This is a genomic window from Phenylobacterium sp. (assembly GCF_030693405.1).
Lineage (GTDB): Bacteria > Pseudomonadota > Alphaproteobacteria > Caulobacterales > Caulobacteraceae > Phenylobacterium.
Genome location: NZ_JAUYAW010000054.1, coordinates 1 through 23,467 on the forward strand (window position 1 = coordinate 1; position 23,467 = coordinate 23,467).

The 23,467-nt window shown below is 68.0% G+C and carries 20 protein-coding genes and 1 pseudogene; 13 read left to right on the forward strand and 8 right to left on the reverse strand.

The features are described 5' to 3' along the window. The 3 genes and pseudogenes from Q8N19_RS11475 to Q8N19_RS11485 form a co-directional block, all read right to left on the reverse strand. A pseudogene (locus Q8N19_RS11475) lies at positions 1 to 498 on the reverse strand (acetate kinase); the annotation flags it as partial. Positions 499 to 506: 8 nt separating this feature from the next. Beyond that, positions 507 to 1,463 carry a bifunctional enoyl-CoA hydratase/phosphate acetyltransferase gene (locus tag Q8N19_RS11480; RefSeq protein WP_305288139.1) on the reverse strand — a complete coding sequence of 319 codons (957 nt, stop codon included), beginning with the start codon at positions 1,461 to 1,463 and terminating at the stop codon, positions 507 to 509. Between the two features lie 64 nt (positions 1,464 to 1,527). Beyond that, complete coding sequence (locus tag Q8N19_RS11485; protein ID WP_305590768.1) at positions 1,528 to 1,983, reverse strand: hypothetical protein; 456 nt, start codon at positions 1,981 to 1,983, stop codon at positions 1,528 to 1,530. Between the two features lie 162 nt (positions 1,984 to 2,145). Between Q8N19_RS11485 and Q8N19_RS11490 the strand changes: the two genes are divergently transcribed. The 5 genes from Q8N19_RS11490 (at position 2,146) to Q8N19_RS11510 (ending at position 10,199) form a co-directional block, all read left to right on the forward strand. Continuing rightward, positions 2,146 to 4,398, forward strand: coding sequence for an acyl-CoA dehydrogenase (locus Q8N19_RS11490; protein WP_305590769.1), 2,253 nt, complete (start codon positions 2,146 to 2,148; stop codon positions 4,396 to 4,398). Continuing rightward, a complete protein-coding gene (locus Q8N19_RS11495; RefSeq protein WP_305590771.1) occupies positions 4,395 to 5,678 on the forward strand; it encodes an acetyl-CoA C-acetyltransferase in 1,284 nt (427 codons plus the stop codon). Before Q8N19_RS11490 ends, Q8N19_RS11495 begins: the two co-directional genes overlap by 4 nt. Before the next feature lie 11 nt (positions 5,679 to 5,689). Then, on the forward strand, positions 5,690 to 7,807 hold the full coding sequence (locus Q8N19_RS11500) for a 3-hydroxyacyl-CoA dehydrogenase NAD-binding domain-containing protein (protein ID WP_305590773.1): 2,118 nt from the start codon (positions 5,690 to 5,692) through the stop codon (positions 7,805 to 7,807). After that, on the forward strand, positions 7,804 to 9,669 hold the full coding sequence (locus tag Q8N19_RS11505) for an acetyl-CoA hydrolase/transferase C-terminal domain-containing protein (protein ID WP_305590775.1): 1,866 nt from the start codon (positions 7,804 to 7,806) through the stop codon (positions 9,667 to 9,669). The genes Q8N19_RS11500 and Q8N19_RS11505 overlap by 4 nt, the downstream gene beginning before the upstream one ends. A 62-nt stretch (positions 9,670 to 9,731) precedes the next feature. Further along, positions 9,732 to 10,199 carry a polymer-forming cytoskeletal protein gene (locus tag Q8N19_RS11510; protein ID WP_305288149.1) on the forward strand — a complete coding sequence of 156 codons (468 nt, stop codon included), beginning with the start codon at positions 9,732 to 9,734 and terminating at the stop codon, positions 10,197 to 10,199. A 4-nt stretch (positions 10,200 to 10,203) separates the two neighbouring features. Here Q8N19_RS11510 and Q8N19_RS11515 read toward each other — a convergent pair whose 3' ends face one another. Then, positions 10,204 to 11,397, reverse strand: a complete 1,194-nt coding sequence (locus tag Q8N19_RS11515; RefSeq protein WP_305288151.1) for a patatin-like phospholipase family protein — start codon at positions 11,395 to 11,397, stop codon at positions 10,204 to 10,206. Between the two features lie 20 nt (positions 11,398 to 11,417). Then, positions 11,418 to 12,356: a LysR family transcriptional regulator gene (locus tag Q8N19_RS11520; protein ID WP_305288152.1), complete on the reverse strand. Its 939-nt coding sequence runs from the start codon at positions 12,354 to 12,356 to the stop codon at positions 11,418 to 11,420. 100 nt (positions 12,357 to 12,456) lie between these two features. Between Q8N19_RS11520 and Q8N19_RS11525 the strand changes: the two genes are divergently transcribed. The 3 genes from Q8N19_RS11525 (at position 12,457) to Q8N19_RS11535 (ending at position 16,666) form a co-directional block, all read left to right on the forward strand. Then, complete coding sequence (locus Q8N19_RS11525) at positions 12,457 to 13,155, forward strand: pirin family protein (RefSeq protein ID WP_305288154.1); 699 nt, start codon at positions 12,457 to 12,459, stop codon at positions 13,153 to 13,155. A gap of 44 nt (positions 13,156 to 13,199) precedes the next feature. Then, on the forward strand, positions 13,200 to 13,799 hold the full coding sequence (gene wrbA / locus Q8N19_RS11530) for an NAD(P)H:quinone oxidoreductase (protein ID WP_305288155.1): 600 nt from the start codon (positions 13,200 to 13,202) through the stop codon (positions 13,797 to 13,799). A gap of 167 nt (positions 13,800 to 13,966) precedes the next feature. Beyond that, entirely contained in the window at positions 13,967 to 16,666 is a 2,700-nt protein-coding gene (locus tag Q8N19_RS11535) for a TonB-dependent receptor (RefSeq protein ID WP_305288157.1), read from the forward strand. A 110-nt stretch (positions 16,667 to 16,776) separates the two neighbouring features. Here Q8N19_RS11535 and Q8N19_RS11540 read toward each other — a convergent pair whose 3' ends face one another. From Q8N19_RS11540 to phnF, 3 genes are read right to left on the reverse strand one after another with little or no spacing between them, the layout of a single operon-like run. Next, on the reverse strand, positions 16,777 to 17,505 hold the full coding sequence (locus Q8N19_RS11540) for an endonuclease/exonuclease/phosphatase family protein (RefSeq protein ID WP_305288159.1): 729 nt from the start codon (positions 17,503 to 17,505) through the stop codon (positions 16,777 to 16,779). Between the two features lie 5 nt (positions 17,506 to 17,510). Next, positions 17,511 to 18,644: an alpha-D-ribose 1-methylphosphonate 5-triphosphate diphosphatase gene (locus Q8N19_RS11545; protein WP_305288161.1), complete on the reverse strand. Its 1,134-nt coding sequence runs from the start codon at positions 18,642 to 18,644 to the stop codon at positions 17,511 to 17,513. 29 nt (positions 18,645 to 18,673) lie between these two features. Next, positions 18,674 to 19,381 (reverse strand): phosphonate metabolism transcriptional regulator PhnF, encoded by a 708-nt coding sequence (phnF, locus tag Q8N19_RS11550; protein WP_305288162.1) that lies wholly within the window; start codon positions 19,379 to 19,381, stop codon positions 18,674 to 18,676. Positions 19,382 to 19,547: 166 nt separating this feature from the next. Between phnF and phnG the strand changes: the two genes are divergently transcribed. The 5 genes from phnG to phnK are packed head-to-tail and all read left to right on the forward strand — an operon-like array spanning position 19,548 to position 23,466. Next, on the forward strand, positions 19,548 to 20,021 hold the full coding sequence (gene phnG / locus Q8N19_RS11555) for a phosphonate C-P lyase system protein PhnG (protein WP_305288164.1): 474 nt from the start codon (positions 19,548 to 19,550) through the stop codon (positions 20,019 to 20,021). Beyond that, positions 20,018 to 20,635 (forward strand): phosphonate C-P lyase system protein PhnH, encoded by a 618-nt coding sequence (phnH, locus tag Q8N19_RS11560; protein WP_305288166.1) that lies wholly within the window; start codon positions 20,018 to 20,020, stop codon positions 20,633 to 20,635. Before phnG ends, phnH begins: the two co-directional genes overlap by 4 nt. A gap of 1 nt (position 20,636) precedes the next feature. After that, the gene (locus tag Q8N19_RS11565; protein WP_305288168.1) at positions 20,637 to 21,746 is read left to right on the forward strand and encodes a carbon-phosphorus lyase complex subunit PhnI; all 1,110 of its coding nucleotides are present in this window, start codon (positions 20,637 to 20,639) and stop codon (positions 21,744 to 21,746) included. Continuing rightward, the gene (locus tag Q8N19_RS11570) at positions 21,743 to 22,672 is read left to right on the forward strand and encodes an alpha-D-ribose 1-methylphosphonate 5-phosphate C-P-lyase PhnJ (protein ID WP_305590779.1); all 930 of its coding nucleotides are present in this window, start codon (positions 21,743 to 21,745) and stop codon (positions 22,670 to 22,672) included. Before Q8N19_RS11565 ends, Q8N19_RS11570 begins: the two co-directional genes overlap by 4 nt. Continuing rightward, positions 22,669 to 23,466 carry a phosphonate C-P lyase system protein PhnK gene (phnK, locus tag Q8N19_RS11575; protein ID WP_300573857.1) on the forward strand — a complete coding sequence of 266 codons (798 nt, stop codon included), beginning with the start codon at positions 22,669 to 22,671 and terminating at the stop codon, positions 23,464 to 23,466. The genes Q8N19_RS11570 and phnK overlap by 4 nt, the downstream gene beginning before the upstream one ends. Position 23,467 lies beyond the last annotated feature (1 nt).

A 23,467-nucleotide genomic window follows, 5' to 3' on the forward strand; every position in this document is an offset into this window, starting at 1 on the left:
GTCCCGCGGCAGGGCGTAGAGCCGCGCAAGCCGTGGCTGACCCGCGTGGAAGGCGGTGTCGAAGCAGCCGACCTGGACCGCGCCTGGAAACCGATGCTGCGCGGCGCACACCGCGGCCAGGTTGAAGGGCTGGTGCAAGGGCGCCAGGGGCGAGAGTCCCTCCAGGGTCTGCAATGTCTCGTCGTCCAGGCGAACGGGGGCGGCGAAGGCCAGGCCCCCATGGACGATGCGATGGCCGATGGCGTCGGGCGCGCTCACCCCACCCTCCCCGGCCAGCCACTCGAGCGTGCGCGCCAGGGCCTCATCCAGGACGCCGGCCGCCTTCGGCCAGTCGGTTTCAGCCAGGGTCTCGCCGTTGGCGTCGCGGACCCGGAACTGAGGTCGGTCCGGCAGGCCGGAGACGGCGCCGGTCATCCCCAGGGTCAGCTTGTCGCCGAGGCTGTCATAGACCGCGAACTTCAGGCTGGACGAACCTGCGTTCAGGACCAGGATCTGCATGCGCATTCCTAGTGGGCTGGCGGCTGGAGGCGGCCAGCCTTGGCCACCAGCAGGGCGACGGCGCAGGAGGCCAGGCGCGATAGGACCCCATCGGAGCGGCTGGTGAGCATGACCGGCACCCGCGCGCCCATGACGATCCCGGCCGACTGGGCCCGCGCCAGGTAGAAGAGCTGTTTGGCCAGCATGTTGCCCGACTCAATGTCCGGCACGAGCAGGATGTCGGCGTCGCCGGCCACCTCGGAGACAATGTGCTTCTGCGCGGCGGCTTCCTTGGAGATGGCGTTGTCGAAGGCCAGGGGGCCGTCCAGCAGGCCGCCGACAATCTGGCCCCGGTCGGCCATCTTGCAGAGCGCGGCGGCGTCCAGGGTGGCGATCATCTTCGGATTGACCGTCTCCACCGCCGCCAGGATGGCCACCTTGGGTCGGTCGACCCCCATGGCGCGGGCGCAGTCGATGGCGTTCTGGACGATGTCGCGCTTGGTGGCCAGGTCCGGGGCGATGTTGATCGCCGCATCAGTGACCAGCAGCGGCTTGGGATAGGTCGGCACATCAAGGATGAAGACGTGGCTCATCCGCCGCTCGGTGCGAAGGCCGCAGTCCTTGGCCACCACCGCTTCGAGCAGTTCATCGGTATGGAGCGCGCCCTTCATCACCGCCTCGGCCTCGCCCCGGCCGGCGAGCTGACAGGCCAGGGCCGCGGCGGCGTGGCTGTGCGGGGCGTCGTGCAGCTCGTACCGGCTGATATCCAGTCCCGCCGCGTCAGCGGCCGCGCGAATCCGCGCGGCCGGCCCCACCAGGATGGGAATAATGAGCTTGCGCTCAGCGGCCTCCACCGCGCCGCTAATGGAGAGGTCGTCCACCGGATGGACAACCACGGTGCGCACCGGGTCGGGCCGGTCAGCCAAGGCCAGCAGGCGCTCCAGCTGCGAGCCGGGCGCGCTGTCGGTCGAGTCAGGCAGGGTCAAGGTCGAACTCCGTCAGGGGCGAGGATCTAGCCTGTCACGGTCGCGGGCCGCCGCCCACCCCGGGTCATCCCTTAGACGGGCCGACCTGATAGCCGAGGTCCTTAAGGTCGGCGTCGTTCAGCCGCTCGGATTCAAGTTCAGCCGCATCGGCGGCGGCCGTGTCCGGAGCCGCGGACATATCGCCAGCATCCAGCAGCGGGGCCTCATCCTCGCCGATGCCCGGGCCGCCGCCGTCCTGAGCCGCGTCAAACACCGGACGGTCGCCATCACGGGCCAGACCATCCTGCTCATCTCGGCCGAGCGCGACGATCTCGCCATCACTGAGGTCCTCGGCGAACTGCGCCTCGTCATCGTCGGCGTCGCCCACCGCGGAGGTCTCGTCGCGGACCTGGGCCATTTCCTCGAAGGTGCGCATTTCGGCCGGCGGAACGTCATCGCCAGCCCCGACCGTGTTGTCCTCGTCAAAGACCTCGGCCTGATCCTGCGGTTCGAAGTCGGGCTGCTCGGGTGCGGGGGGCATAGGCTCTCCAATGGCTGGTGCGTTCACCAAACAACACCTGGACGCCATCCCCGTTCGATCCAGCCGCACAATTTCTGCCGCCGCCGCGACCGCCGTTGGTCACGAACCGAACCGGCCCTGATGCGTTGGCTTTGCTGAACCCGATTCCGAAAGAGGTGTTGCATGGACAGGTCCGCCCTGCGCCGCGACTTCGTCACGCGGCCGATCTATCACATGGCCAAGGGCGTCCTGCCCGAGATGTCCGACACCGAGGCCGAGGCCATCGCCGCCGGCGACGTCTGGTGGGACGCCGACCTGTTTTCGGGGGATCCGGACTGGCAGGCCATGCTGGCTATTCCGCCCGCCAGGCTGACAGAGGCCGAGCGCGCCTTCATCGACGGTCCGGTCGATCAGCTTTGCGCCATGCTGGACGACTGGAAGATCAACTGGGAGGACCGTGACCTTCCGCCCGAGGCGTGGGACTTCATCAAGCGCGAGCGCTTCTTCGGGATGATCATTCCCGAGGAATATGGCGGCCTGGGCTTCAGCCCCTACGCCCATTCCGAGGTGGTGCGGAAGATCTCCACCCGCTCGGTGGCCGCCGCGGTCACCGTCATGGTGCCCAACTCGCTGGGCCCCGGCGAACTGCTGATGAAGTTCGGCACCGACGACCAGAAGTCCTTCTGGCTACCCCGGCTGGCTGACGGCCGCGACATCCCCGCCTTTGGCCTGACCAGCGCCGAAGCGGGCTCCGACGCCACAGCCATGACCGACATCGGCGTGGTCTGCGAGGGCGAATACAAGGGCCAGAAGATGCTGGGCCTGAAGCTCAACTGGGCCAAGCGCTACATCACGCTTGGCCCCATCGCGACCGTTCTCGGGCTGGCCGTGAAGGTCAAGGATCCCGACGGCCTGCTGGGCGGCGAGGAAGACCTGGGCATCACCGTGATCCTGGCGCCCACCGACACCCCTGGCATCGAGATCGGCCGTCGGCACATCCCGGCCATGCAGGCTTTCCAGAACGGCCCTAATGCCGGCCACGACGTCTTCCTGCCGATGGATGCGATCCTTGGGGGCCAGGAGCAGATCGGCAGGGGCTGGATGATGCTGAACGCGGCGCTGGCCGCCGGACGCGGCATCTCCCTGCCCTCGCTCTCGGCGGCCGGCGCGGCCATGGCGGCGCGGACCACCGGCGCCTATTCCCGGGTCCGCACCCAGTTCCGCATTCCCATCGGCGAGTTCGAGGGCGTGCAGGAGCGTCTAGGTCGCATCGCCGCCAACGCCTATCTTCTGGACGCCGCCCGCCGCTTCACCTGCGCAGGCCTGGCGCTCGGCCACCATCCCTCGGTGGTCTCGGCGATCATGAAGAACAGCGCCACCGAGCGGATGCGCGTCAGCGCGAATGACGCCATGGATGTCCATGCCGGCAAGGCGGTGATCGATGGGCCGAAGAACTATCTCGGGACCTTCTATCGCTCCGTGCCCGTGGGCATCACGGTGGAGGGCGCCAACATCCTCACCCGCAGCCTGATCGTCTTCGGCCAGGGCGCGATCCGCGCCCACCCCTTCATCCTCAAGGAGATGGAGGCCCTGGCCGACGAGGACACCCAGCGGGGGCTGGCCGCCTTCGACGTCACCGTCTGGGCCCATGCCGGCCACATCCTGCGGACGGCCAAGAACGCCTTCATCCGCTCCTGGAGCGACGGCCTGATCGGTCCGGCGCCTGAGACCGGCCCCACCAAGCGCTACTACCGCAAGCTCAGCCGCTATGCGGCGAGCTTCGCGCTCGCCTCCGACGCCGCCCTCCTGACCATGGGCGGCTCCCTGAAGCGCAAGGAGATGCTGTCGGCCCGGTTTGGCGACATCCTGGCTGAGCTCTATCTGCTCAGCGCCACCCTGAAGCGCTGGGAAGAGGATGGCCGCCAGGAGGCGGACCTGCCGCTGGTCGAATGGATCATGCAGGACGGCTTCCTGACCATCGAGCGCCGGCTGAAGGAAATCCTCGACAACTTCCCCAACCAGCCGGTCGCCTGGCTGCTGGGCCTGTTCGTCCTGCCCTTCGGGATCATCCGCCGGGGGCCCAGCGACCGGGTCACCCGCGCCTGCGCCCGGCTGATCCTGGAGCCGTCGGCCACTCGCGACCGCCTCACCGACGGCGTTTATCTGGGCGCCGGCGATGACGCCGTGGCCGAGTTGGAACATGCCCTGGATCTGGTGGTCTCCACCGAACCGATCCGCGACCGTATGAAGAAGCTGCGGGTCCGCGATCCGGACTCAGCCCTCGACCAGGGCCTGATCAGCCGTGAGGACCACGACAGGCTGGCTGAGACGGCCATCGCCGTCGCCAAGGTCGTCGCTGTGGACGACTTTTCGCCCGAAGAGATCACCGGCAAGGCGACACCGGCCCAGCAGGTGCGCGTCGAGGCCGCAGAATGAGCCGGCCGGTCTATATCGTCGACGGCGCCCGCACGCCCTTCATCAAGGCCCGCGGGCGGCCCGGACCCTTCACGCCGGTGGATCTGGCCGTCCAGTGCGGCCGCCCCCTGTTGCTCCGCCAGCCGTTTGCGCCGAGCGCGTTCGATCAGGTCATCCTGGGCTGCGTGAACGTGGTGGCCGACGAGATGAACCCGGCGCGGGTTGCGGCCCTGCGGCTGGGCATGGGCGAGGCCATGGTCGCCTTCACCGTGCAGATCAACTGCGGCTCGGGCATGCAGTCCATCGACACGGCCTTCCGCTACATCCAGCAGGGAACCGCCGACCTGATCCTGGCGGGCGGCGCGGAGTCGCTGAGCCACGCCCCCCTGGTCCTGAGCCACGACGCAACGGAGTGGTTCGCCGAGCTGAACAGCGCCCGCAGCCCCATGGCTCGGGCCAAGGCGGCCATGGGCTTTCGGCCGGACTTCCTCAGCCCTGTCATCGGCCTGGAGCGCGGCCTGACCGATCCGATCACCGACCTCAACATGGGTCAGACGGCCGAAATCCTGGCGCAGATGTTCGACATCTCCCGTCATGAGGCGGACGTCTACGCCTCCGAGAGCCAGCTCCGCTCAGCCCGCGCCCACACCGAGGGCTGGTTCAAGGGCGAGCTGGAGCCCGCTTTCGCACCGGATGGCGAACTCCATGACCGCGACGACGGGGTGCGGGCCGATTCCAGCCCCGACAAGCTGGCCAAACTTAAGCCGGCCTTCGAGCCGCCGTTCGGCAAGGTGACGGCGGGCAACAGTTCGCAGATCACCGATGGCGCGACCTGGGTGGTCCTGGCCTCGGAAGACGCGGTCAAGGAACACAGCCTGGAGCCCCTGGCCGAGATCGTCGACAGCCGCTGGGCGGCGCTCGACCCGAAGATCATGGGGCTTGGCCCGGTGATGTCGGTCACGCAGCTGCTACGCGCTCACGACATGACCCTGTCGGACGTGCCGATCTGGGAGATCAACGAGGCCTTCGCCGCTCAGGTCCTGGCCTGTCTGGCCGCCTGGCAGGACGACGGCTTCCGCCGCCAGGTGCTCGGCCTGGAGGGCGACTTTGGCCAGATCGACCGGGAGCGACTGAACGTCGATGGCGGCGCCATCGGCATGGGCCATCCGGTCGGCGCCAGCGGCGCGCGGATCGTGCTGCACCTGGCCAACGCCATGAAGCGCCTGTCCCAGCCCCGGGGCGTCGCCACCGAGTGCATCGGCGGCGGTCAGGGCGGCGCCATGCTGCTCCAAGCGGTCTGAAGGAGACATCGATGACGGACACCGCCTGGAAGACTCTCGAGCCGCGGCTGATGGAGCTTGGCCCCGATACGGGCGCGCCGGACCCGTGGAAGGCCTGGCGGCTGACCCGGGACGAGGACGGGATCGACTGGTTGATCGCCGACCAGCCGGGCGCCAGCGCCAACACCGTGTCCGAAGAGGTGCTCGAGGAACTCGACCAGATCCTCGCCAAGGTGGAGCAGGACGCGCCCAAGGCCCTGGCGATCCGCTCGGCGAAGGCCGGCGGCTTCTTCGCCGGCGCTGATGTGAAGGCCTTTGTCGGCGCCCGCGACGCCCATGAGGTGGAGCAACGGATGACGCGCGCCCACGAGGTGGTCGATCGCCTGGCCAAACTCAGCACGCCGACGGTCGCGGTCATCCACGGCTACGCCCTCGGCGGCGGGCTGGAGATCGCGCTGGCCTGCGACCACCGCATCCTGGTGGGCGATGAGGCGCGCCTGGGCTTTCCGGAGGTTCAGCTTGGCCTGCATCCGGGCCTTGGCGGCACGGCTCGCCTTCTGGATCTGATCGATCCCCTGGACGCCATGCAAATGATGCTGACCGGCAAGGCCAAGCGCCCGGGCGAGGCCAAGGCCATCGGCCTGGCCGACGCGCTTACCGAAGAGCGCCATGTGAAGGCGGCCGTCTCCGCCGTGGCCCGAGGAGAGTTCAGCTCAACCAAGCCCGGCCGCCTGGGTCGGCTGCGCCATCAGGTCACCGAACGCATTCTGCACGCCGATCTTCCGCGCCGCGCTGCGGCCGATCGCATGCGCAGCCAAGCGGCCAAGCAGGCGCCGCCGCAGCACTATCCGGCGCCGGGCGCCCTGGTGGACCTGTGGGAGCGCCATGGGGACGATCTGAAAGCGATGCGCAAGGCGGAGATCGCCTCTTTCGCCCACCTGATGACGACGGACGCGGCCCAGAACCTGATCCGGGTCTTCTTCCTGCGGGAGAAGATGAAGCGGCTGACCGAGGTGGAGGCCAAGGCGCCGCGCCACCTGCATGTCATCGGCGCCGGCGCCATGGGGGGCGACATCGCCGCCTGGGCGGCCTGGCATGGGATAAAGGTCACCCTGGCCGACCTGAAGCCGGAGATCATCGCCCAGGCCATCGGCCGGGCCGCGACCCTCTATCCGAAGCTGGGCCACGACAGCGCCAAGACCCGCGACGCCCTGGACCGGCTGATCCCCGACCCCGATGGCCAGGGGGTTCGCCATGCCGACCTGATCATTGAGGCGGCGCCTGAAAGGCTTGATCTCAAAAGGAAAATCTACGCCGATCTCGAGCCGCGCATGAAGTCCGGCGCGGTGCTGGCCACCAACACCTCATCGATCCGCCTGGAAGACCTGGCGCAGGGCCTCGCCCGGCCTGAGCGGCTGATCGGCATTCACTTCTTCAATCCGGTCTCGCGGATGCAGTTGGTGGAGATCGTCACCCATGAGGGCGTGGCCGACGACACCCTGAACCTGGCCAAGGCCTTCCTGGGCGCCATCGACCGCCTGCCGGCCCCTGTGCGCAGCACGCCGGGCTTCCTCGTCAACCGGTCGCTGACGCCCTACATGCTGGAAGCCATGGTGATGATGCAGGAGGGCGTCGCCCCCGAGACGATCGACGCCGCCGCCGAGGCCTTCGGCATGCCCGTGGGTCCGGCCGAGCTGGCCGACCAAGTCGGTCTCGACGTAGGCATCGCGGTGGCCGACAGCCTGAAGGCCGGCCTCGACAAGCCCCTGCCCGTCCCGCCGGACACCCTGCGCGCCAAGGTCACCGCTGGCGACCTGGGCCGCAAGACCGGCAAGGGAATCTACGCCTGGAAGGACGGCGAACCGCAGAAGGCCAAGTCCTTCGCCAAGCCGACCCAGGAGATGACCGACCGTCTGATTCTGCCGATGATCGACGCCTGCCTGGAATGCCTGCGCAAGGGCGTGGTCGAGGACGAGGACATCGTTGATGGGGCCATGGTCTTCGGCGCCGGCTTCGCCCCCTTCCGCGGCGGACCCATCCACTATGCCCGCCAGGCCGGGGCGCAGACGCTCAAGGCCCGTATGGAGGAACTCGCCGTCCTCCATGGCGAACGCTTCCGTCCCGACCAGGGCTGGGAGCGTCTGACGTGAGTGGGGCGATGCTGCGGATGACGCAAGCCGACGATGTCGCCAAGGCGATCATCGAACGGTTGGACGGCAAGGTGGTGCTGGGCCTGCCGCTCGGGCTGGGTAAGGCCAATCACATCGCCAACGCCCTTTATGCCCGGGCGGCGACCGACCGCTCGATCTCGCTACGGATCTTCACGGCGCTGACCCTGACGCCGCCGGAGCCCGGCAGCCTGTTGGAAAAGCGGTTCATGGGACCGATCCTGGAGCGCACCCTTGGGGGCTATCCCGAGCTCGCCTACGCCCAAGCGCAGCGCCGCGGCGGCCTGCCGCCCAATATCGAGGTGGACGAGTTCTTCCTGCAGGCCGGCATGTGGCTGAACGACCCCGAGGTGCAGCAGAACTACATCAGCGCCAACTACACCCATGCCAGCCGCTACATTCTGGAACGGGGCTGCAACGTGGTCGCCCAGCTGGTGGCAAAGGGAGAGCGCGACGGCGCCGAGCGCTACAGCCTGTCCTGCAACACCGACCTGACCCTGGAACTGCTCAAGGCCAAGGCGGAGGGCCGCACCGACCTCATCCTGGTGGGCCAGGTCAATTCCGAGCTGCCCTATATGCCCGGCCCGGCCGAGCTGCCGCCAGAGGCCTTCGCCATGATGCTGGAGAGCCCAGAGGTGGAGTTTCCCCTGCCCGGCCCGCCCAAGCAGCCGGTCACCCTGACCCACTACGCCATGGGCTTCCACGTCGCGAGCCTGATCCCCGACGGCGGCACCCTGGAGATCGGCATCGGCTCCATGGGCCACGCGGTGGCCCACGCTCTGATCCTGCGTCACCAAAAGCCGACACGCTTCGCCGCCATCCTCAAGGCCCTGACTCCGCCCGACGATCCTCTGGAGCGCCACACCGGACCCTTCGAAGAGGGGCTCTACGGAGCCACCGAGATGTTCGTGGACGCCTTTCTGGAGCTCTATCGCGCGGGCGTTCTAAAGCGCGAGGTGGACGGCGCGGTGCTGGACGCGGCCTTCTTCCTGGCGCCGCGGGACTTCTACGCCGCCCTGCGCGACATGCCGCTGGAGGAACGCGCGAAGTTCCGGATGACCGATGTGGGCTTCGTCAATGAACTGCACGGCGCGGACTTCGACAAGCGGGTGGCCGACCGCAAGGGCGCGCGCTTCGTCAACAACGCCATGATCGCCACCCTGCTGGGCGCCGTGACCTCCGACGCCCTCGAGGATGGCCGCGTGGTGAGCGGGGTCGGCGGCCAGTACAACTTCGTGGCCCAGGCCTTCGCCCTGCCGGACGCTCGCTCGATCATGACGCTTCCGGCCAGCCGGCAGGGAAGCGACGGGCGAGAGTCCAATATCCGCTGGTCCTATGGTCACACCACCATCCCCCGGCACCTGCGCGACATGGTGGTGACCGAGTATGGCGTCGCCGATCTGCGCGGCGCCCGGGACAGCGAAGTTATCGCCCGCATGCTGGCGGTCGCCGACGCCGCCTTCCACGAGGATCTGACGGGACAGGCCAAGGCGGCGGGCAAGCTGCCGGCCAGCCACCAGATCGCCGACTTTGCCGCCGACAATACGGCCACCGTCCTGGCTGAGCGACTGGCGCCCTTCCGCAAGGCCGGCGACCTGCCCCCCTTCCCGTTCGGCACGGAGATGACCGAGGTGGAACAGGCCCTGGCGCCGGCCCTGCAGAAGATCAAGTCTGCGGCGACCGCCAAGACCGAGATTGCGGCCCTGGCCCTGCGCGGGGTGACCGCTGGGCGACCTGACGATCGGGTGCGTCAGGCCCTGGCGCGGCTGGGCCTGGACCGGCCCAGAGGGGTGGCGGAGCGGCTCTATGCCCGGCTGGTGCGCGGGGCGATGGCAGAGCCCTAAGCTTCGCCGCGGCCCCAGCCTTGCAGCGCTCGGTTCAAATCGTACCGAGAAGGGACGCCGCCATGTTCGAAAAAGCCAACAAGACCCCCGCTCGGCCCCAGGCCGAAGAGACGCCCGCGATCCGCAACGCCGCCGCCTCACCGTCCGCCACGCCCAAGCCCAAGGCGCCGTCCCTGATCGGTCCGGGCCTTTGTATTCAAGGGAATATCGCCGGCGAGGCCGAGGTTCAGATCGATGGGCTGGTGCGCGGCGATGTTCGCGTCGGCAAGCTCAGCCTGGGACCCCAGGGCCGGATTGAAGGCACGGTTGTCGCCGTGGTGGCTGAAATCCGTGGCCAGATCAAAGGCCCGATGAAGGCGCGTCAGGTGCGCCTCTATGGCACAGCTCATGTGGAGGGCGACATCGCCCACGAGCAACTGGCCATGGAGACCGGCGCGGTCTTCGAAGGTCGCAGCGTGCGGCTGCCGAAGCCCGAAGCCGATGCGCCGGCCGCCGCCCCCGCAGCGCCCGCCGTCTCCAGCGCGGCCTGAGCCTTCAGGGCGCCGGTGACGGGGGAACGTCGGGGATGATCTCTGCGAACGCGGCGCCGGTCGCCCCGGCGGCACGTCCCGCCTCAAACAGCCTACGCATGGACTCCGCGTCAAACGCCAGGCTGTCGGCGCCGAGGGCCGTAGGGATCGCGGCGTAGCGCAGCCGCGCGTCATTTCGGTTGGCGAAGGCGACGGCGGCGATCAGATGGGCTCGAAGGTCAGATTTCGACAGGGTGTCGAAGCTGCGCATCAGGATGGGCAAGGTCGCCCCCTTGGTGAGCGCCCGCCGGGGCTCCACCTCGCCATTGATGATCACGTAGAGGTCGCGCGGGCGCATGACGCCTTCCGGCGTCCACAGGGTCAGGGTCGCGGGGGCCAGGACGAACGGCGTGCTGACGCCGCCGTCGACATGCATCTCAGCCAGTCCCGTCCCGGTGTCGTCCAGCTGCATCATCACCGGGGGGAAGACGCCGGGAATACTGGCTGACGCCACGAGGACGTTGCGAAACAGGGCCACTGCAGTGGCCTCCTGCCCCGGAGCCTGTCCGGCGGCCGCGATCGCGCCCATATCCCAAAGAACAGTGGCTTGCGCGTCCAGATTGGTGGTCGCCACCAGCAACCGCCGCCCTTTGCTGTGTTCAGCCGCGATGGCCCGCAATAGCGCCGGGTCCACATATTTTCCCACGAGAGCCCGCAGGGAGCGGTCGCTGTAGAGGCTTGGGCGAGACAGCGCCCCCCAGCCTCCCGAGGTCAGACGGGAGACATCCTCATCCCGATAGGCTGCAGTGAGGCTGTGGTCCCAGGTTGGTCCAAGGAAGGCGAAGGGCGAGATCAGGGCACCCGTACTCACCCCCGTCACCAGATCAAACACCGGCCGGTCACCGGCTTCGGTCCAGCCGACCAGCACCCCTGCCCCGTAGGCGCCGTTGGCGCCGCCGCCCGAAACCGCAAGCGCTGTCAGCCCATCGGCGTCGAGGGCTTCGCGCTCGGTCCGCCAGGCGCTCAAAAACGCTTGGCCCGCCGCCTCGTCATTGCCCGCGAAACGGAAGGGGTCGAGCACGGTCCGCGCCGACGCCTGAACCTGCGCTGGCTCGATGTCGGGCCGCGAAATCGAGCCACAGCTGGCGAGCGCCAGAGACAGGGCGACCATCAGGACGGCGGTCAAACGGCCGTGAGGAACCTTGTGGCTCAGGCGCATACACATGAGACTCCAGTGGCTCAGCCGGCGGGTCCTGTCGAGGCCGCACCGCGCCCGGCGCACCGCGCCGACAGCCGTTCGACCAGAAACCGGGCGAGGACCTCCACACGCGCCGGTCGGGGTCCCCCCGGCGGCATCACAAGATGCAGGGCCACAGGCGGCGGACTCCAGTCGGCGAGCACCGCCTCCAGACGGCCGGCCGCGAGGGCGTCGCCGACGATGAAGTCCGGTTGAAGCGCCAGGCCCAGGCCCGCCTCCAGAGCCGGCAGCAGGGCTTCGGCGTTATTGGCCCGCAAGGGTCCGACGGGGCGCACCGACGCCTCCTCCCCTGCCGCATTGACGAACCGCCAGGTCTCGGGCGTGGGCAGATAGGCGTAGCCGAGGCAGGCATGTTCAGCCAGATGGGCCGGGTGGGTCGGTCGCCCCCTGGCGGCGAGATAGGCCGGCGACGCCACCACGTGTCGCGGGACGGGTCCGATCCGACGGGCCACGAGGGATGAGTCCGGCAAGGCCGCGATCCGGAGCGCCATGTCGAACCCCATGCCGATGAGGTCGATGGCTTCATCACTCATATGCAGGTCCACCGACACGTCCGGATGGGCGGCGAGGAAGTCCGGCAGCAGGGGGGCCACCTCCAGCAGGCCAAAGGACATGGGCGAGGCCAGACGCACCAGTCCGCGGGGCTGGGCCGACTGCGCCAGGATGGCGTCCTCGGCCGCCTCGCCGTCATTCAGCAGCTGCGCGGCCGGCCCTGCCAACCGAAGGCCCGCCTCCGTCAGGGCCAGGCGCCTGGAGGTGCGGTTGAACAGCCGCGCCCCGAGCCTCGCCTCCAGCCGGGTCACCGCCTTGGAGACCGTCGCCTTGGACAGGGCCAGCTCATCGGCGGCGGCGGAGAAGGATTTGAGCTCCACCACCTTGGCGAAGATCGCCATGGCCTCCAGGTCCGGCAACTTGGGCATTTTAGAAACAGTGTCTTTCAGTAGTTTCTATTTATGGTGCGATCATCCGCCCTATCTTGGTCTCAGGCAAGAGCGCCCCGCTGGGCGCGGAGGTTTCGAGATGATCGAACGCAGAGGTTTTGACGGACTGGGCGGCGCCGACCACGGTTGGCTGAAGGCGCGCCACCACTTCTCCTTCGCCAACTACTACGACCCCAAGCGCATGGGCTGGGGGCCGATCCGGGTCTGGAACGACGACGAGATCGCGCCGAACTCGGGCTTCCCGCCCCATCCCCATGCCGACATGGAGATCATCACCTATGTCCGGGACGGCGCCATCACCCACCAGGACAGCCTGGGCAACAAGGGTCGCACCGAGGCAGGCGACGTCCAGGTGATGAGCGCGGGCTCCGGCATCCGCCATGCGGAGTACAATCTGGAGAGCGACACCACCCGCATCTTCCAGATCTGGATCGAGCCGGCCCGCACCGGCGGCGCGCCCGCCTGGGGCGCCAAGCCCTTTCCCAAGGGCGACCGGTCCGGACGCTTCGTGACCCTGGCCAGCGGTTTCGAGGACGACGCCGACGCCCTGCCGATCCGCACCCCGGCCCGGGTGCTGGGCGCCACCCTGCAGGCGGGTGAGACCACCGAGCACGTCCTGGACGCCGCGCGCCACGCCTATCTGGTGCCGGCCAAGGGCCGGGTGGAGGTCAATGGCGTGACCCTGGAGGCCCGGGATGGGGCGGCCATCACCGGCGAGACGTCCCTCACCATCACCGCCCTGGAAGATTCCGAACTCGTCCTGGTGGACGCGGCCTAAAGGCCGCCTCCCCTACCCCAACACTCACGCTTCAGGAGTTCCTCATGACCAAGGTTCTGGTCCTCTACTATTCGGCCTATGGCCACATCGAAACCATGGCCCAGGCCGTGGCTGAAGGCGCCCGGGAGACCGGCGCCCAGGTCGACATCAAGCGGGTCCCTGACCTGGTGCCCGAAGAGGTCGCCAAGGCGGCTCACTACAAGCTGGATCAGGCCGCGCCCGTGGCCTCCATCCAGGACCTGGCCGAGTATGACGCCATCATCATCGGCGTCGGCACCCGCTTTGGCCGCATGGCCTCGCAGATGGCCAACTTCCTCGACCAGGCCGGCGGTCTGTGGGCCAGCGGCGCACTGAACGGCAAGGTCGGCGGCGCCTTCACCGCCACGGCCACCCAGCATGGCGGCCAGGAGACGACCCTGTTCTCGCTGATCACCAACCTGATGCACTTTGGCCTCGTGGTGGTCGGCATGGACTATGGCTATCAGGCCCAGATGCGCCTGGACGAGGTGACCGGCGGCAGCCCCTACGGCGCCACCACCATCACCGGCGGCGACGGCTCGCGCCAGCCCAGCCAGACCGAGCTGGACGGCGCCCGCTATCAGGGCCGCCGCATCGCCGAGGTGGCCAAGAAGCTGCACGGCTAGGTTTGTCGGCGCACTTGTCCCCTCGGGATGGGTGCGCCGCACCGCCCTGTCTAACCAACAAGTCTCGGCCTCAACACCGAGACATCACCAAACCCACGAATGGATGACACTGGCCTAGCCTAGTGGAGGCCCCCGTCCGCTGATCACAGCAACAAGGGGGACGGACCATGTCATCCAACCATCTGCGCCATCCGGCGCGTCTCGCCGGCGCGCGTACGCGCCGCGCTCTGCTCGCCGTCTCGGCCTCTCTGCCCATTCTTGCCGCCGCCGCAGCGCCCGCGCTCGCCGAGGACGCCGAAGTCTCGGAGGTGGTGGTCACCGCCTCGCCGATCCGCGAGTCCATCGAAGCCTCTCTGGAAATCCAGAAGGCGTCGGACAACATCGTCAACGTCATCGCGTCCGACACCATCGGTCGCTTCCCCGACGCCACCGCGGCTGGCGCGCTGGCCCGCCTGCCCGGCGTCGGCGTTCAGCGCGACCAGGGCCAGGAGCGCTACATCCAGATCCGCGGCGCGCCCACCCGCTGGACCACCATGGCGCTGGACGGCGTCAACCTGATCGGGGCCGAAGACCGGATCTTTCGCTTCGACTCCGTGCCCGCCGCACAGATCAGCCAGGTGGTGCTGAACAAGACCCTGCTGCCGAACATGCCCGCCGAGGCCCTGGCCGGCCGGGTGAACATCGAGACCTTCTCGCCCCTGACCCTGCCGGGCTTCCATGGCTCGTTTGATGTGGGCGGCGGCTTCGTCGACATGGGCGACGGCCCGGTAAAGCAGTATTCCGGCCGCCTGTCCTGGTCCAACGGGACCTGGGGCGCCAGCCTGATCGGCTCGCACTACTCGTTCGAGCAGCACACCGACAACTCGGAGCCGCGGTTCGACACCGTGGGGCTCTCGTCGCAGCGCTTCACCAAGTATGTGATCGAACGGGTCACCGAGTCCTTTTCCGGTAAGATCGAATACTCACCAAACGACGACCACTACATCTCCCTCACCCACCTGACGACCGAGTTCGAAGACTTCGAAGAGCGCAACTGGTACGTCTTCACCTATGCCAACGCCTTCTCAGGCACGCGGAACTTCGAGACCGCCGACCTGATCGGCGTGCCGATGACCGCCTCCTTCGCCTATGGCATCTACACCAACGGCGTGAACTTCAACGTTCTGCACGGCGACCATCGGGTCAAGGACTGGGACCTGAGCTGGGACCTGGCCTACGCCACCACCGAGTTCAACAACTTCTATCCCTCGGTCGGCCAGCAGACCTCCACCTCCACCTCGCGGCCGTCGATCGCCAACACCGCCTTCCTTCCGTCGATGACGGTGAAGGTTAACGCCACGGGCAGCGGCATCCCGCTGCACACGCTTTACGACACCGTGCTGATCAATGGTCAGCCCGCGCGGGGAGCGCAGCGCACCTCGCTGAACCAGCTGACCCTGCCGGAATCCTTCGCCACGGAGTCCACGGGCCGGCTTGAGACCGAAGCCGTCACCCTGAAGTTCGACGGCAGCCGCGACTGGGACAGCTTCGGCGCCCAGGCCACCTTCAGCGCCGGCTTCCAGTACGACGACCGGGCCCAGGAGAACGACGTCACCGCCCTGGTCCGTCGCGACGGCACGGTGGCCACCGGCAACCGCACGGGCTTCCCGCTGGAAACCAATGGCGCCCTCCTGGGTCTGCCGTGGGACATGAAGACCCTGTTCGGCTCGACCGTCTGGGATCAGGATATGGACCGCGGATTCACCGCTGTTCACATCGACACCCGGCGCATGACCGAGGGCGTGCTCGCCCTCATGGCCGCCGCCCGCGCCGCCAATACGGCCGGAACCGGCAATTTCGCCGTCTATGACATCGACAAGCGGGCCACCAACGCCGTCGATGAGAAGGTCGCGTCTGGCTATGTGATGAACCGCTGGAAGTGGGATCGCCACACCCTCACCGGCGGCGTCCGCATCGAGCGCACGGAGATCAATTCCGAGGGCCTGGCCAATGTGGCGGGCGCGCTCGTTCCGCTCAGCTTCTCTACGGAAGAGACCAACGTCTTCCCGAGCCTGCACTACGGCTTCGACTATTCCGACACGCTGAAACTGCGGGCGGCCTTCATCACCGGCTCGGCCCGTCCGAGCCTGGAGGACATGCGCGCGACAGTGACCGTGAACGACACCAGCGAGACCATCAGTGGCGGCAACCCCTTCGTGACGCCGGAGAAGGCCTATGGCGTCGATCTGTCGGCCGAATGGTATTTCGCCCCCGCAGCCCTGCTGGCGGCCAGCTTCTTCCACCGGGAAGTCGACAATGTCCTGTTCGACGCCTCGCGCATCGTCGGCGATGACAGCTACAACTTCGGCGGCGTCGATCGCAGCGCCTACACCATCTCGTCGATCCAGAACGGCCGCAGCGGCTACCTGACCGGCCTCGAGTTCGTCTACACCCAGCCCTGGACCTTCCTGCCGGGCTGGCTGTCGGGCTTCGGCTTCCAGGGCAGCGTGTCCTTCACCAAGGGCGAGTTCGAAACCCCCACCGGCGAGACCGTGGAATTCCCGGGCACCTCGGATCGCATCGCCGGCGCCACCCTGTTCTATGAGAAGTACGGCCTGTCTTCACGCCTGTCCTGGCAGCACCGCACCGACTGGCTGGACGAAGTCTTCCCCTCAGGCTCTTCGGCCAACTCCAACCTCTACTGGGGCGACAGCCAGCGCCTGGACTTCTCCGCTCGCTACCAGGTCAACGAGACCTTCTCGGTCTTCCTGGACGCCAACAACCTCACCAATGAAGAAGGCGTGCGCTACCAGGGTCGCGAGGACCGTCCCTATGAGATCGAGGGCTTCGGCCGGAAATACCTCCTGGGCGTCCGCGCCTCCTTCTAGATCCCCGCTCCACCCTGACCTCGCCTCGCGGGGTCAGGGTATGGACACCACCTTGGGCGCCCCGGTCATCGCTGGCGCGCCCTTATTTTTCCGGAATGTGCTTGGGCGGCTCAGCGCCGTTCGAGGTCGGCCACCACAGCGGCATGATCGCTGGGATGCCAGCCCTCGACATCTGGCGTGTCCAGGGCGCGGAACCGCCGCTTGATCGCCCAGCCGCCCTGATCGACGAGGGCCAGATGGTCGATCGCCTTGGGATAGGCGGGGTGGCCGTCGCGCTCCCCCTGCAAGGTCGGGGCGGCCGCCAGATCAAGGGCGGCGGCGATCTGAGCGAGGTCCGGCGCATCGGCCGGCGCATTGAGGTCACCGGCCACGATCAGCCCTGCCCCCGGTCGCCGGGCGGCGGCCAAGGCCCTAGCCAGCTGCGCTGCACGAAGACTGGAGGCCTGCGGCCCCCTGAGGTGCGTCAGATGCAGGTTTAGCACCCGCAGGCCCGGGGCCACATCGGCCCACTGGCCGATCCGCTCGCCGTCGGCCGGGTCGGACGGAAGGGCCAGCCGGCCTGAGGCGAGAGCCCCATTGCGGCGCAGGATGGCGAGGCCCGAGGCGCTCTCGATCCGACGTCCCTGATGCGCCCGAAGCTTGTGACGGGCGGCCGCCACGGCCGCATCCAGCCTCAGCGCGTCGGCCAGATGACGCGCCGTGTCGAACCCGTCAGCCTGGAAACACTCCTGCAGGCAGACGACGTCGGGCGCCAGCTCACCCAGGCCTTTGGCCATCAGGGCGAGCCTGCGCTCATACTGGCCCTCATTCTTCCAGGTGTTGAGGGTGACGATCCGCATGGGCCTCACGCGGCGCGGGCGCCCTTCGTCCAGACTCCGCGCACCAGGGGCAGATCGCCGGCCAGCCGCACCCGCAACAGATCCGCCCGCTGACCAACGGCGATCTCCCCGCGATCGGCGAGGCCGACCGCCCGCGCCGGCGCGGCGGTGACCAGGGCCACAGCCTGAGCGAGGCTCCAGCCGAAGGGCGGCCGGGTTATGGCGAAGGCGCACTCCACTAAGCTGCGCGGGACATAGTCCGAGGCGAAGGCGTCCAGCAGGTCAGCCTCGGCAAGCTCGGCGGCCGGGACATTGCCGGAATAGGAGCCGCCGCGGATCAGGTTCGGACCGCCCATGACCACCACCATGCCGCGCTCCCGCGCCCGGCGGGCGGCCTCAGCGGTGACGGGGAATTCCGCCACCGTGGCGCCGAGATCGGCCGCCTCGTCGATGTGCTCCAGGCTTTCGTCGTCGTGGCTAGCCAGGGGGATCTGACGATCATTGGCCATCTGCGCCACATGGCGGCGGTTGGCGTCGGCGTTGCGGGCCTGGCGCTCTCGCACCTGAGCCAGGCGATCGAGGGCGGCGGCCTCGCTCATGCCGCCGGCCTGCCAGTTGGCCAGGTGCTTCTCCAGATTGCGGTACTGACGCTGGCCTGGCGTGTGATCCATCAGGGAGAAGAGCGACGTCATCGGATGGTCGGCCATGGCGTCAAGCCGGCCCCGCAGGTCGTCGGCCGTGGTCTCGCATCGCCAGTGGATCTTGTGATCGGCCCTGAGCATCCCCTGGTCCTGGGCGTCATGGAGGCCTTCCACCAGGCGCTTCAGATTATCGGTGTTGCGGGCCGCCGAGGGGTTGAAAGAGCCCAGGGTGAGGGAGTTCAGCACCGTCGTCACCCCCACCGACAGGCCACAGCCGTCGTGGGTCACCGCAGCGGAAACCGGGTTCCAGTCGATGTTCGGCCTGGGAAAATAGTGCTTCTCCAGGCTGTCGGTGTGCAGGTCCACCACGCCCGGCATCAGGACATCGCCCTCGAAGTCCTCCCCCACAGCGCCCGCGCCGCGGTCCACCTGGGCGACAACCCCGTCACGCACCAGCACCGATCCAATGAAGTCGTCGGCGCCCGTGATCACGCGCGCGTTTCGAAACGCCAGTTCCACGCTCAGTCTCCTGGAAAAACTAGGTCAGTTCAGTCCCGCTCGGGGTCCTGAAAAACGATTTCGATCTCGGCGGTGGAGCGCGACTCCCCGAACTCCAGCGGGCGTCCCAGGCCATCCACATTGAGGTACTTGCGGATCAGCAGGGGCACATGGCGCGGCACGTGCAGCTGCTCGGCCTCCTGCGGCGTCGGCAGGCGCGCGGAAATGGAGGTCTTGCGCCGCGTATAGTCAGGCACGCCGCTGTCGCGCAGGGTCTGGGTGATGGTGCCGCGGACCTTGTACATCTCGATGAAGGTCGGGAACCGCTCGAAGCTGAAGTGGTGAAGGCCCAGCGCCGTCGGCTCGCCGTCGACGAAGCGGCGCCGCTCCATGAAGATCACCGGCGCCCCGATCTTGAGGCCCAGGGCCTCGGCCACCGCGCTGACAGCCGGGCGGACTTCCAGCTTGATGATCTGAGTGGTGGGCTCGGCGCCGCTCTTCAGCACCGCCTCGGTGAACCTCGGCCGCTTCTGAAGCCGAGCCGGACGTGACGGGCGGCGCACAAAGCTGCCCCGTCCCTGGGTCGACTCCACAATCCCCTTTTCCTGCAGGTCCGACAGGGCCCGGCGCACCGTATGGCGATTGACCATGAACTGGCGCGAAAGCTCATGTTCGGTCGGTAACTTGTCGCCGGGCGTCAGTTCACGCGACCGGATCTGCTGTTCCAGCGACTGGGCGATCTCTCGCCACAACGGCATTCCACCTGACATTCCACCACCTCGTGATCAGTCTACGTCGGATGTCCTAGACAAGTTTTACTACTGTAAAATAAGTTTCATACTTGGCTTGTTGTCGCCTATTGGGCTTTCGAATACCCAATGCATAGGACGAATACAACATTTTACTTACTTGTCGAGGTGACGCATGCCGGTTGACCCGGTCAACAACGCGGCGGGCAATGAGCGCCGCCAATGGTTGTCCATCCTGGCCAAGGCGCAGCCTGGTGAGGTGAGCGCAGCCTGGGACGACCTTTCAGATCCCCCGGCCTATTCGGCCCTGCGGGCGCCGGAGACGGGTCTGGTGCTGGTGCGCGGCCGCATGGGCGGCGCCGGCGACGCCTTCAATGTGGGCGAGATGACCGTCACCCGCGCGGCGGTGCGGCTGGAGAGCGGCGAGACGGGGATCGGCTATGTCGCCGGTCGCGATCGCCGCCACGCCGAACTGGCGGCGGCCGTCGACGCCATGATGCAGGCGCCGACGCTCCGCCCGGTGGTCGAGGGCGCCGTGGTCGCCAAGCTGGCCCGCGCCCAGGCCCAGCGCCGCGACACCGCCGCCCGCAAGGCCGCGGCCACCAAGGTCGACTTCTTCACCATGGTTCGCACCCGAGGCCCCCAATGAGCGTCGCGACCCTCGATCTCAGCCGCATCGCCCCGGCCTTCGCCGATCCCGTCCGCGAGAGCCAGGCGGTGTTCCGCGAGGTGATGGAATGCATGGCCCGCCCCGGCCGCGTCACCCGTTTCGACCGTGCGCCCATGGCCCCGAACGGTCTGGGCAAGGCCGCCGGCGCCGTGGCGCTGACCCTGTTCGACTTCGAGACCTTGGTCTGGCTCGATCCGGCGCTGGCTGACTCAGAGGCCGAGGCCTGGCTGCGCTTCCACTGCGGCTGCCCGCTGACCACGAAGGCCCAGGACGCCGCCTTCGCCATCGTCACCGACATGGCCAAGGCCCCGAATCTGGCCGCCTTCAACCAGGGTGACGCCAAGTACCCCGACCGGTCCACGACGGTGATCCTGCAGATTGCGTCCCTCGAGGGCGGGCCTGTGGTGACGCTGAGCGGCCCGGGCATCCAGACCACCACCGACATTGCGCCCCAGGGCCTGCCCCAGGACTTCTGGACGCAGATCGAGACCAACCAGGCGCAGTTCCAGTTCGGTGTGGACGTTCTGCTGGTCGCCAGCGACCAGCTGCTCGCCCTGCCGCGCACCACAACCGCTCAGATCAAGGGAGGCTGACATGGCCTATGTTTCCGTCAAAGGCGGCGAGAAGGCGATCACCCACGCCCACCAGTGGCTGGCCGAGGATCGCCGCGGCGATCCGGGCGTCAGCGAGCTGGAGGTCGCGCAGGTTCGCGAACAGCTGTCGCTGGCCGTCGACCGGGTGATGAGCGAGGGCTCCTGCTACGACCGCGACCTGGCTGCGCTGGCGGTCAAGCAGGCCCGGGGCGATCTGCCTGAGGCCATCTTCCTGCTGCGGGCCTATCGCACCACCCTGCCCCGCTTCGGCGCCTCCCTGCCCGTGGAGACCGAAGCCATGGCGGTGCGCCGCCGCGTCTCGGCCGCCTTCAAGGACATTCCCGGCGGTCAGGTGCTTGGCCCCACCTTCGACTACACCCACCGCCTGCTCGACTTCGCCCTGGCGGCGGAAGGCGGCGTGGCGCCTGAGCCCGCGCCCCAGGCCGAGGAGCCGCAGGCCTATCCCATGCCCAACATCGCCTCGGTGTTCCGGCATGAGGATCTGCTGGAGCATGACGTCCGCGCCGAGGAGCCGCCCGAGCCCTACGACCTGACCCGCCAGCCGATGAAGTTCCCCGCCGATCGCGACCAGCGCCTGCAGGCCCTGGCCCGTGGCGACGAGGGCTTCCTGCTCAGCCTGGCCTATTCCTCGCAGCGCGGCTGGGGCTCAACCCACCCCCTCTGCGGCGAAATCCGCATGGGCGAAGTGGCCGTGGAATTCGTGCCTGACGAGCTGGGCTTCGCCATCGAGATCGGTGAAGTCACCCTGACCGAATGCACCATGCTGTCGGGCTTCGCCGGTTCGGCCGAGCGCCCGCCGCAATATACCCGCGGCTATGGCCTGACCTTCGGCCATTGCGAGCGCAAGGCCATGAGCATGGCCATTGTCGACCGCGCCCTGCGTCACCGCGAAGTGGGCGAACAGGCCGACGCCCCGGTGCAGGACGAGGAGTTCGTCCTCTACCACTCCGACAATGTGGAAGCCTCGGGCTTCGTGCAGCACCTGAAGCTGCCCCACTACGTCGACTTCCAGGCCGACCTGCAACTGATCCGCCGGCTCCGCAAGGAGCACTTCGAGCGCCGCGCCGCCCTGAAGGAAGCCGCAGAATGAATACGCCCGTCCCGGCTCGCGCCAATGCGCCCGAGCGCTATTACAACTACGCCTATCTCGACGAGCAGACGAAGCGGATGATCCGCCGCTCGATCCTGAAGGCCCTGGCCATCCCCGGATACCAGGTGCCCTTCGGCTCGCGGGAAATGCCCGTGCCCTATGGCTGGGGCACCGGCGGCATCCAGCTGACAGCGGCGATCATCGGCCCCGACGATGTCTACAAGTGCATCGACCAGGGCGCCGACGACACCACCAACGCCGTCTCCATCCGCCGGTTCTTCGCCAATGTGGCCGACGTGGCCACCACCGAGGACACCGGTGAGGCGACCATCATCCAGACTCGTCACCGGATCCCGGAAAAGCCCCTGAAAGAAGGCCAGGTGCTGGTCTACCAGGTGCCGCAGCCTGAGCCCCTGCGCGGCCTGGAAGCGCGCGAAACCGAGACCCGCGCCATGCACGCCTATGAGGAATACGGCCTGCAGTACGTCTCGCTCTACGAGAACGTCTCGGCCTATGGGCGCATTGCCGCCACCGCCGGCTATCCGGTGATGGTCGAGGAGCGCTACCTGATGTCGCCCTCGCCGATCCCCAAGTTCGACAATCCGAAGATGGCCCAGAACGAGGCGGTCATGCTGTTCGGCGCCGGCCGGGAGAAGCGCATCTACGCCGTGCCGCCTTTCACCCGCGTCCGCAGCCTGGACTTCGAGGACTACCCCTTCGAGACCCAGACCTGGGAAGAGACCTGCGCCCTGTGCGGGGCCAAGGACTCCTATCTCGATGAGGTCATCCTCGATGACGCGGGCGACAAGATGTTCGTCTGCTCCGACAGCCACCACTGCGCCGAACGCCGCGCGGCCGGCCATGTCGGCCCCATGGCCGGCCACACCCTGGATCAGGACGCCGCCCTGAAGGAGCCCGCCCAATGAACGCCATCCCTGGCAGAATTGCGCCTGCCCCGCTGCTCAGCGTCGAGGGCCTGACCAAGTGGTACGGCCACGTGCTGGGTTGCCGCGATGTGGCCTTCGACCTGCGTCCGGGCGAGGTGCTTGGCATTGTCGGCGAGAGCGGATCGGGCAAGACCACCCTGCTCAACTGCATCTCTGGCAAGCTGACGCCCACCTCGGGCGAGGTCCGCTTCGACACCCGCCGCTTCGGCCTGACCGACATCTATGGCCTGTCCGAACCCGACCGGCGCCGGATGCAGCGGGAAGAATGGGGCTTCGTGCACCAGAACCCCCGCGATGGCCTGCGCATGCGGGTCTCGGGCGGGGCCAATGTGGCCGAGCCGCTGATGAACCTGGGCGGCCGTCACTACGGCAATATGCGCCAGGCCACCATCGACTGGCTGGACCGGGTCGAACTCGACACCCGTCGGATCGACGACAAGCCGCGCAACTTCTCCGGCGGCATGCAGCAGCGGATCCAGGTGGCCCGCAATCTGATCCATGGCCCGCGCCTGGTGTTCATGGATGAGCCCACCGGCGGCCTCGACGTCTCGGTCCAAGCCCGCCTGCTCGACCTGCTGCGCGAACTGGTCCGGGACCTCGGCCTGGCGGTGATCATCGTCACCCACGACATGGCCGTGGCCCGGCTGATGGCCGACCGCCTGATGGTCATGAAGGGCGGCGAGGTGGTGGAAACCGGCCTGACCGACCAGGTGCTGGACGATCCCCAGCACCCCTACACCCAGCTCCTCGTCTCCTCCGTCCTGCAGATCTAGA

Excerpts from the sequence above, each read along its gene's own strand:
- Q8N19_RS11510 (WP_305288149.1), top strand. The coding sequence starts at position 9,732 with ATGTTCGAAAAAGCCAACAAGACCCCCGCTCGGCCCCAGGCCGAAGAG.
- Q8N19_RS11570 (WP_305590779.1), top strand. The coding sequence starts at position 21,743 with ATGAATACGCCCGTCCCGGCTCGCGCCAATGCGCCCGAGCGCTATTAC.
- Q8N19_RS11565 (WP_305288168.1), top strand. The coding sequence starts at position 20,637 with ATGGCCTATGTTTCCGTCAAAGGCGGCGAGAAGGCGATCACCCACGCC.
- wrbA (WP_305288155.1), top strand. The coding sequence starts at position 13,200 with ATGACCAAGGTTCTGGTCCTCTACTATTCGGCCTATGGCCACATCGAA.
- Q8N19_RS11490 (WP_305590769.1), top strand. The coding sequence starts at position 2,146 with ATGGACAGGTCCGCCCTGCGCCGCGACTTCGTCACGCGGCCGATCTAT.
- Q8N19_RS11520 (WP_305288152.1), bottom strand. The coding sequence starts at position 12,356 with ATGCCCAAGTTGCCGGACCTGGAGGCCATGGCGATCTTCGCCAAGGTG.
- Q8N19_RS11535 (WP_305288157.1), top strand. The coding sequence starts at position 13,967 with ATGTCATCCAACCATCTGCGCCATCCGGCGCGTCTCGCCGGCGCGCGT.
- Q8N19_RS11515 (WP_305288151.1), bottom strand. The coding sequence starts at position 11,397 with ATGCGCCTGAGCCACAAGGTTCCTCACGGCCGTTTGACCGCCGTCCTG.
- Q8N19_RS11500 (WP_305590773.1), top strand. The coding sequence starts at position 5,690 with ATGACGGACACCGCCTGGAAGACTCTCGAGCCGCGGCTGATGGAGCTT.
- phnH (WP_305288166.1), top strand. The coding sequence starts at position 20,018 with ATGAGCGTCGCGACCCTCGATCTCAGCCGCATCGCCCCGGCCTTCGCC.
- phnG (WP_305288164.1), top strand. The coding sequence starts at position 19,548 with ATGCCGGTTGACCCGGTCAACAACGCGGCGGGCAATGAGCGCCGCCAA.
- Q8N19_RS11525 (WP_305288154.1), top strand. The coding sequence starts at position 12,457 with ATGATCGAACGCAGAGGTTTTGACGGACTGGGCGGCGCCGACCACGGT.
- phnK (WP_300573857.1), top strand. The coding sequence starts at position 22,669 with ATGAACGCCATCCCTGGCAGAATTGCGCCTGCCCCGCTGCTCAGCGTC.
- Q8N19_RS11485 (WP_305590768.1), bottom strand. The coding sequence starts at position 1,983 with ATGCCCCCCGCACCCGAGCAGCCCGACTTCGAACCGCAGGATCAGGCC.
- phnF (WP_305288162.1), bottom strand. The coding sequence starts at position 19,381 with ATGCCGTTGTGGCGAGAGATCGCCCAGTCGCTGGAACAGCAGATCCGG.
- Q8N19_RS11495 (WP_305590771.1), top strand. The coding sequence starts at position 4,395 with ATGAGCCGGCCGGTCTATATCGTCGACGGCGCCCGCACGCCCTTCATC.
- Q8N19_RS11540 (WP_305288159.1), bottom strand. The coding sequence starts at position 17,505 with ATGCGGATCGTCACCCTCAACACCTGGAAGAATGAGGGCCAGTATGAG.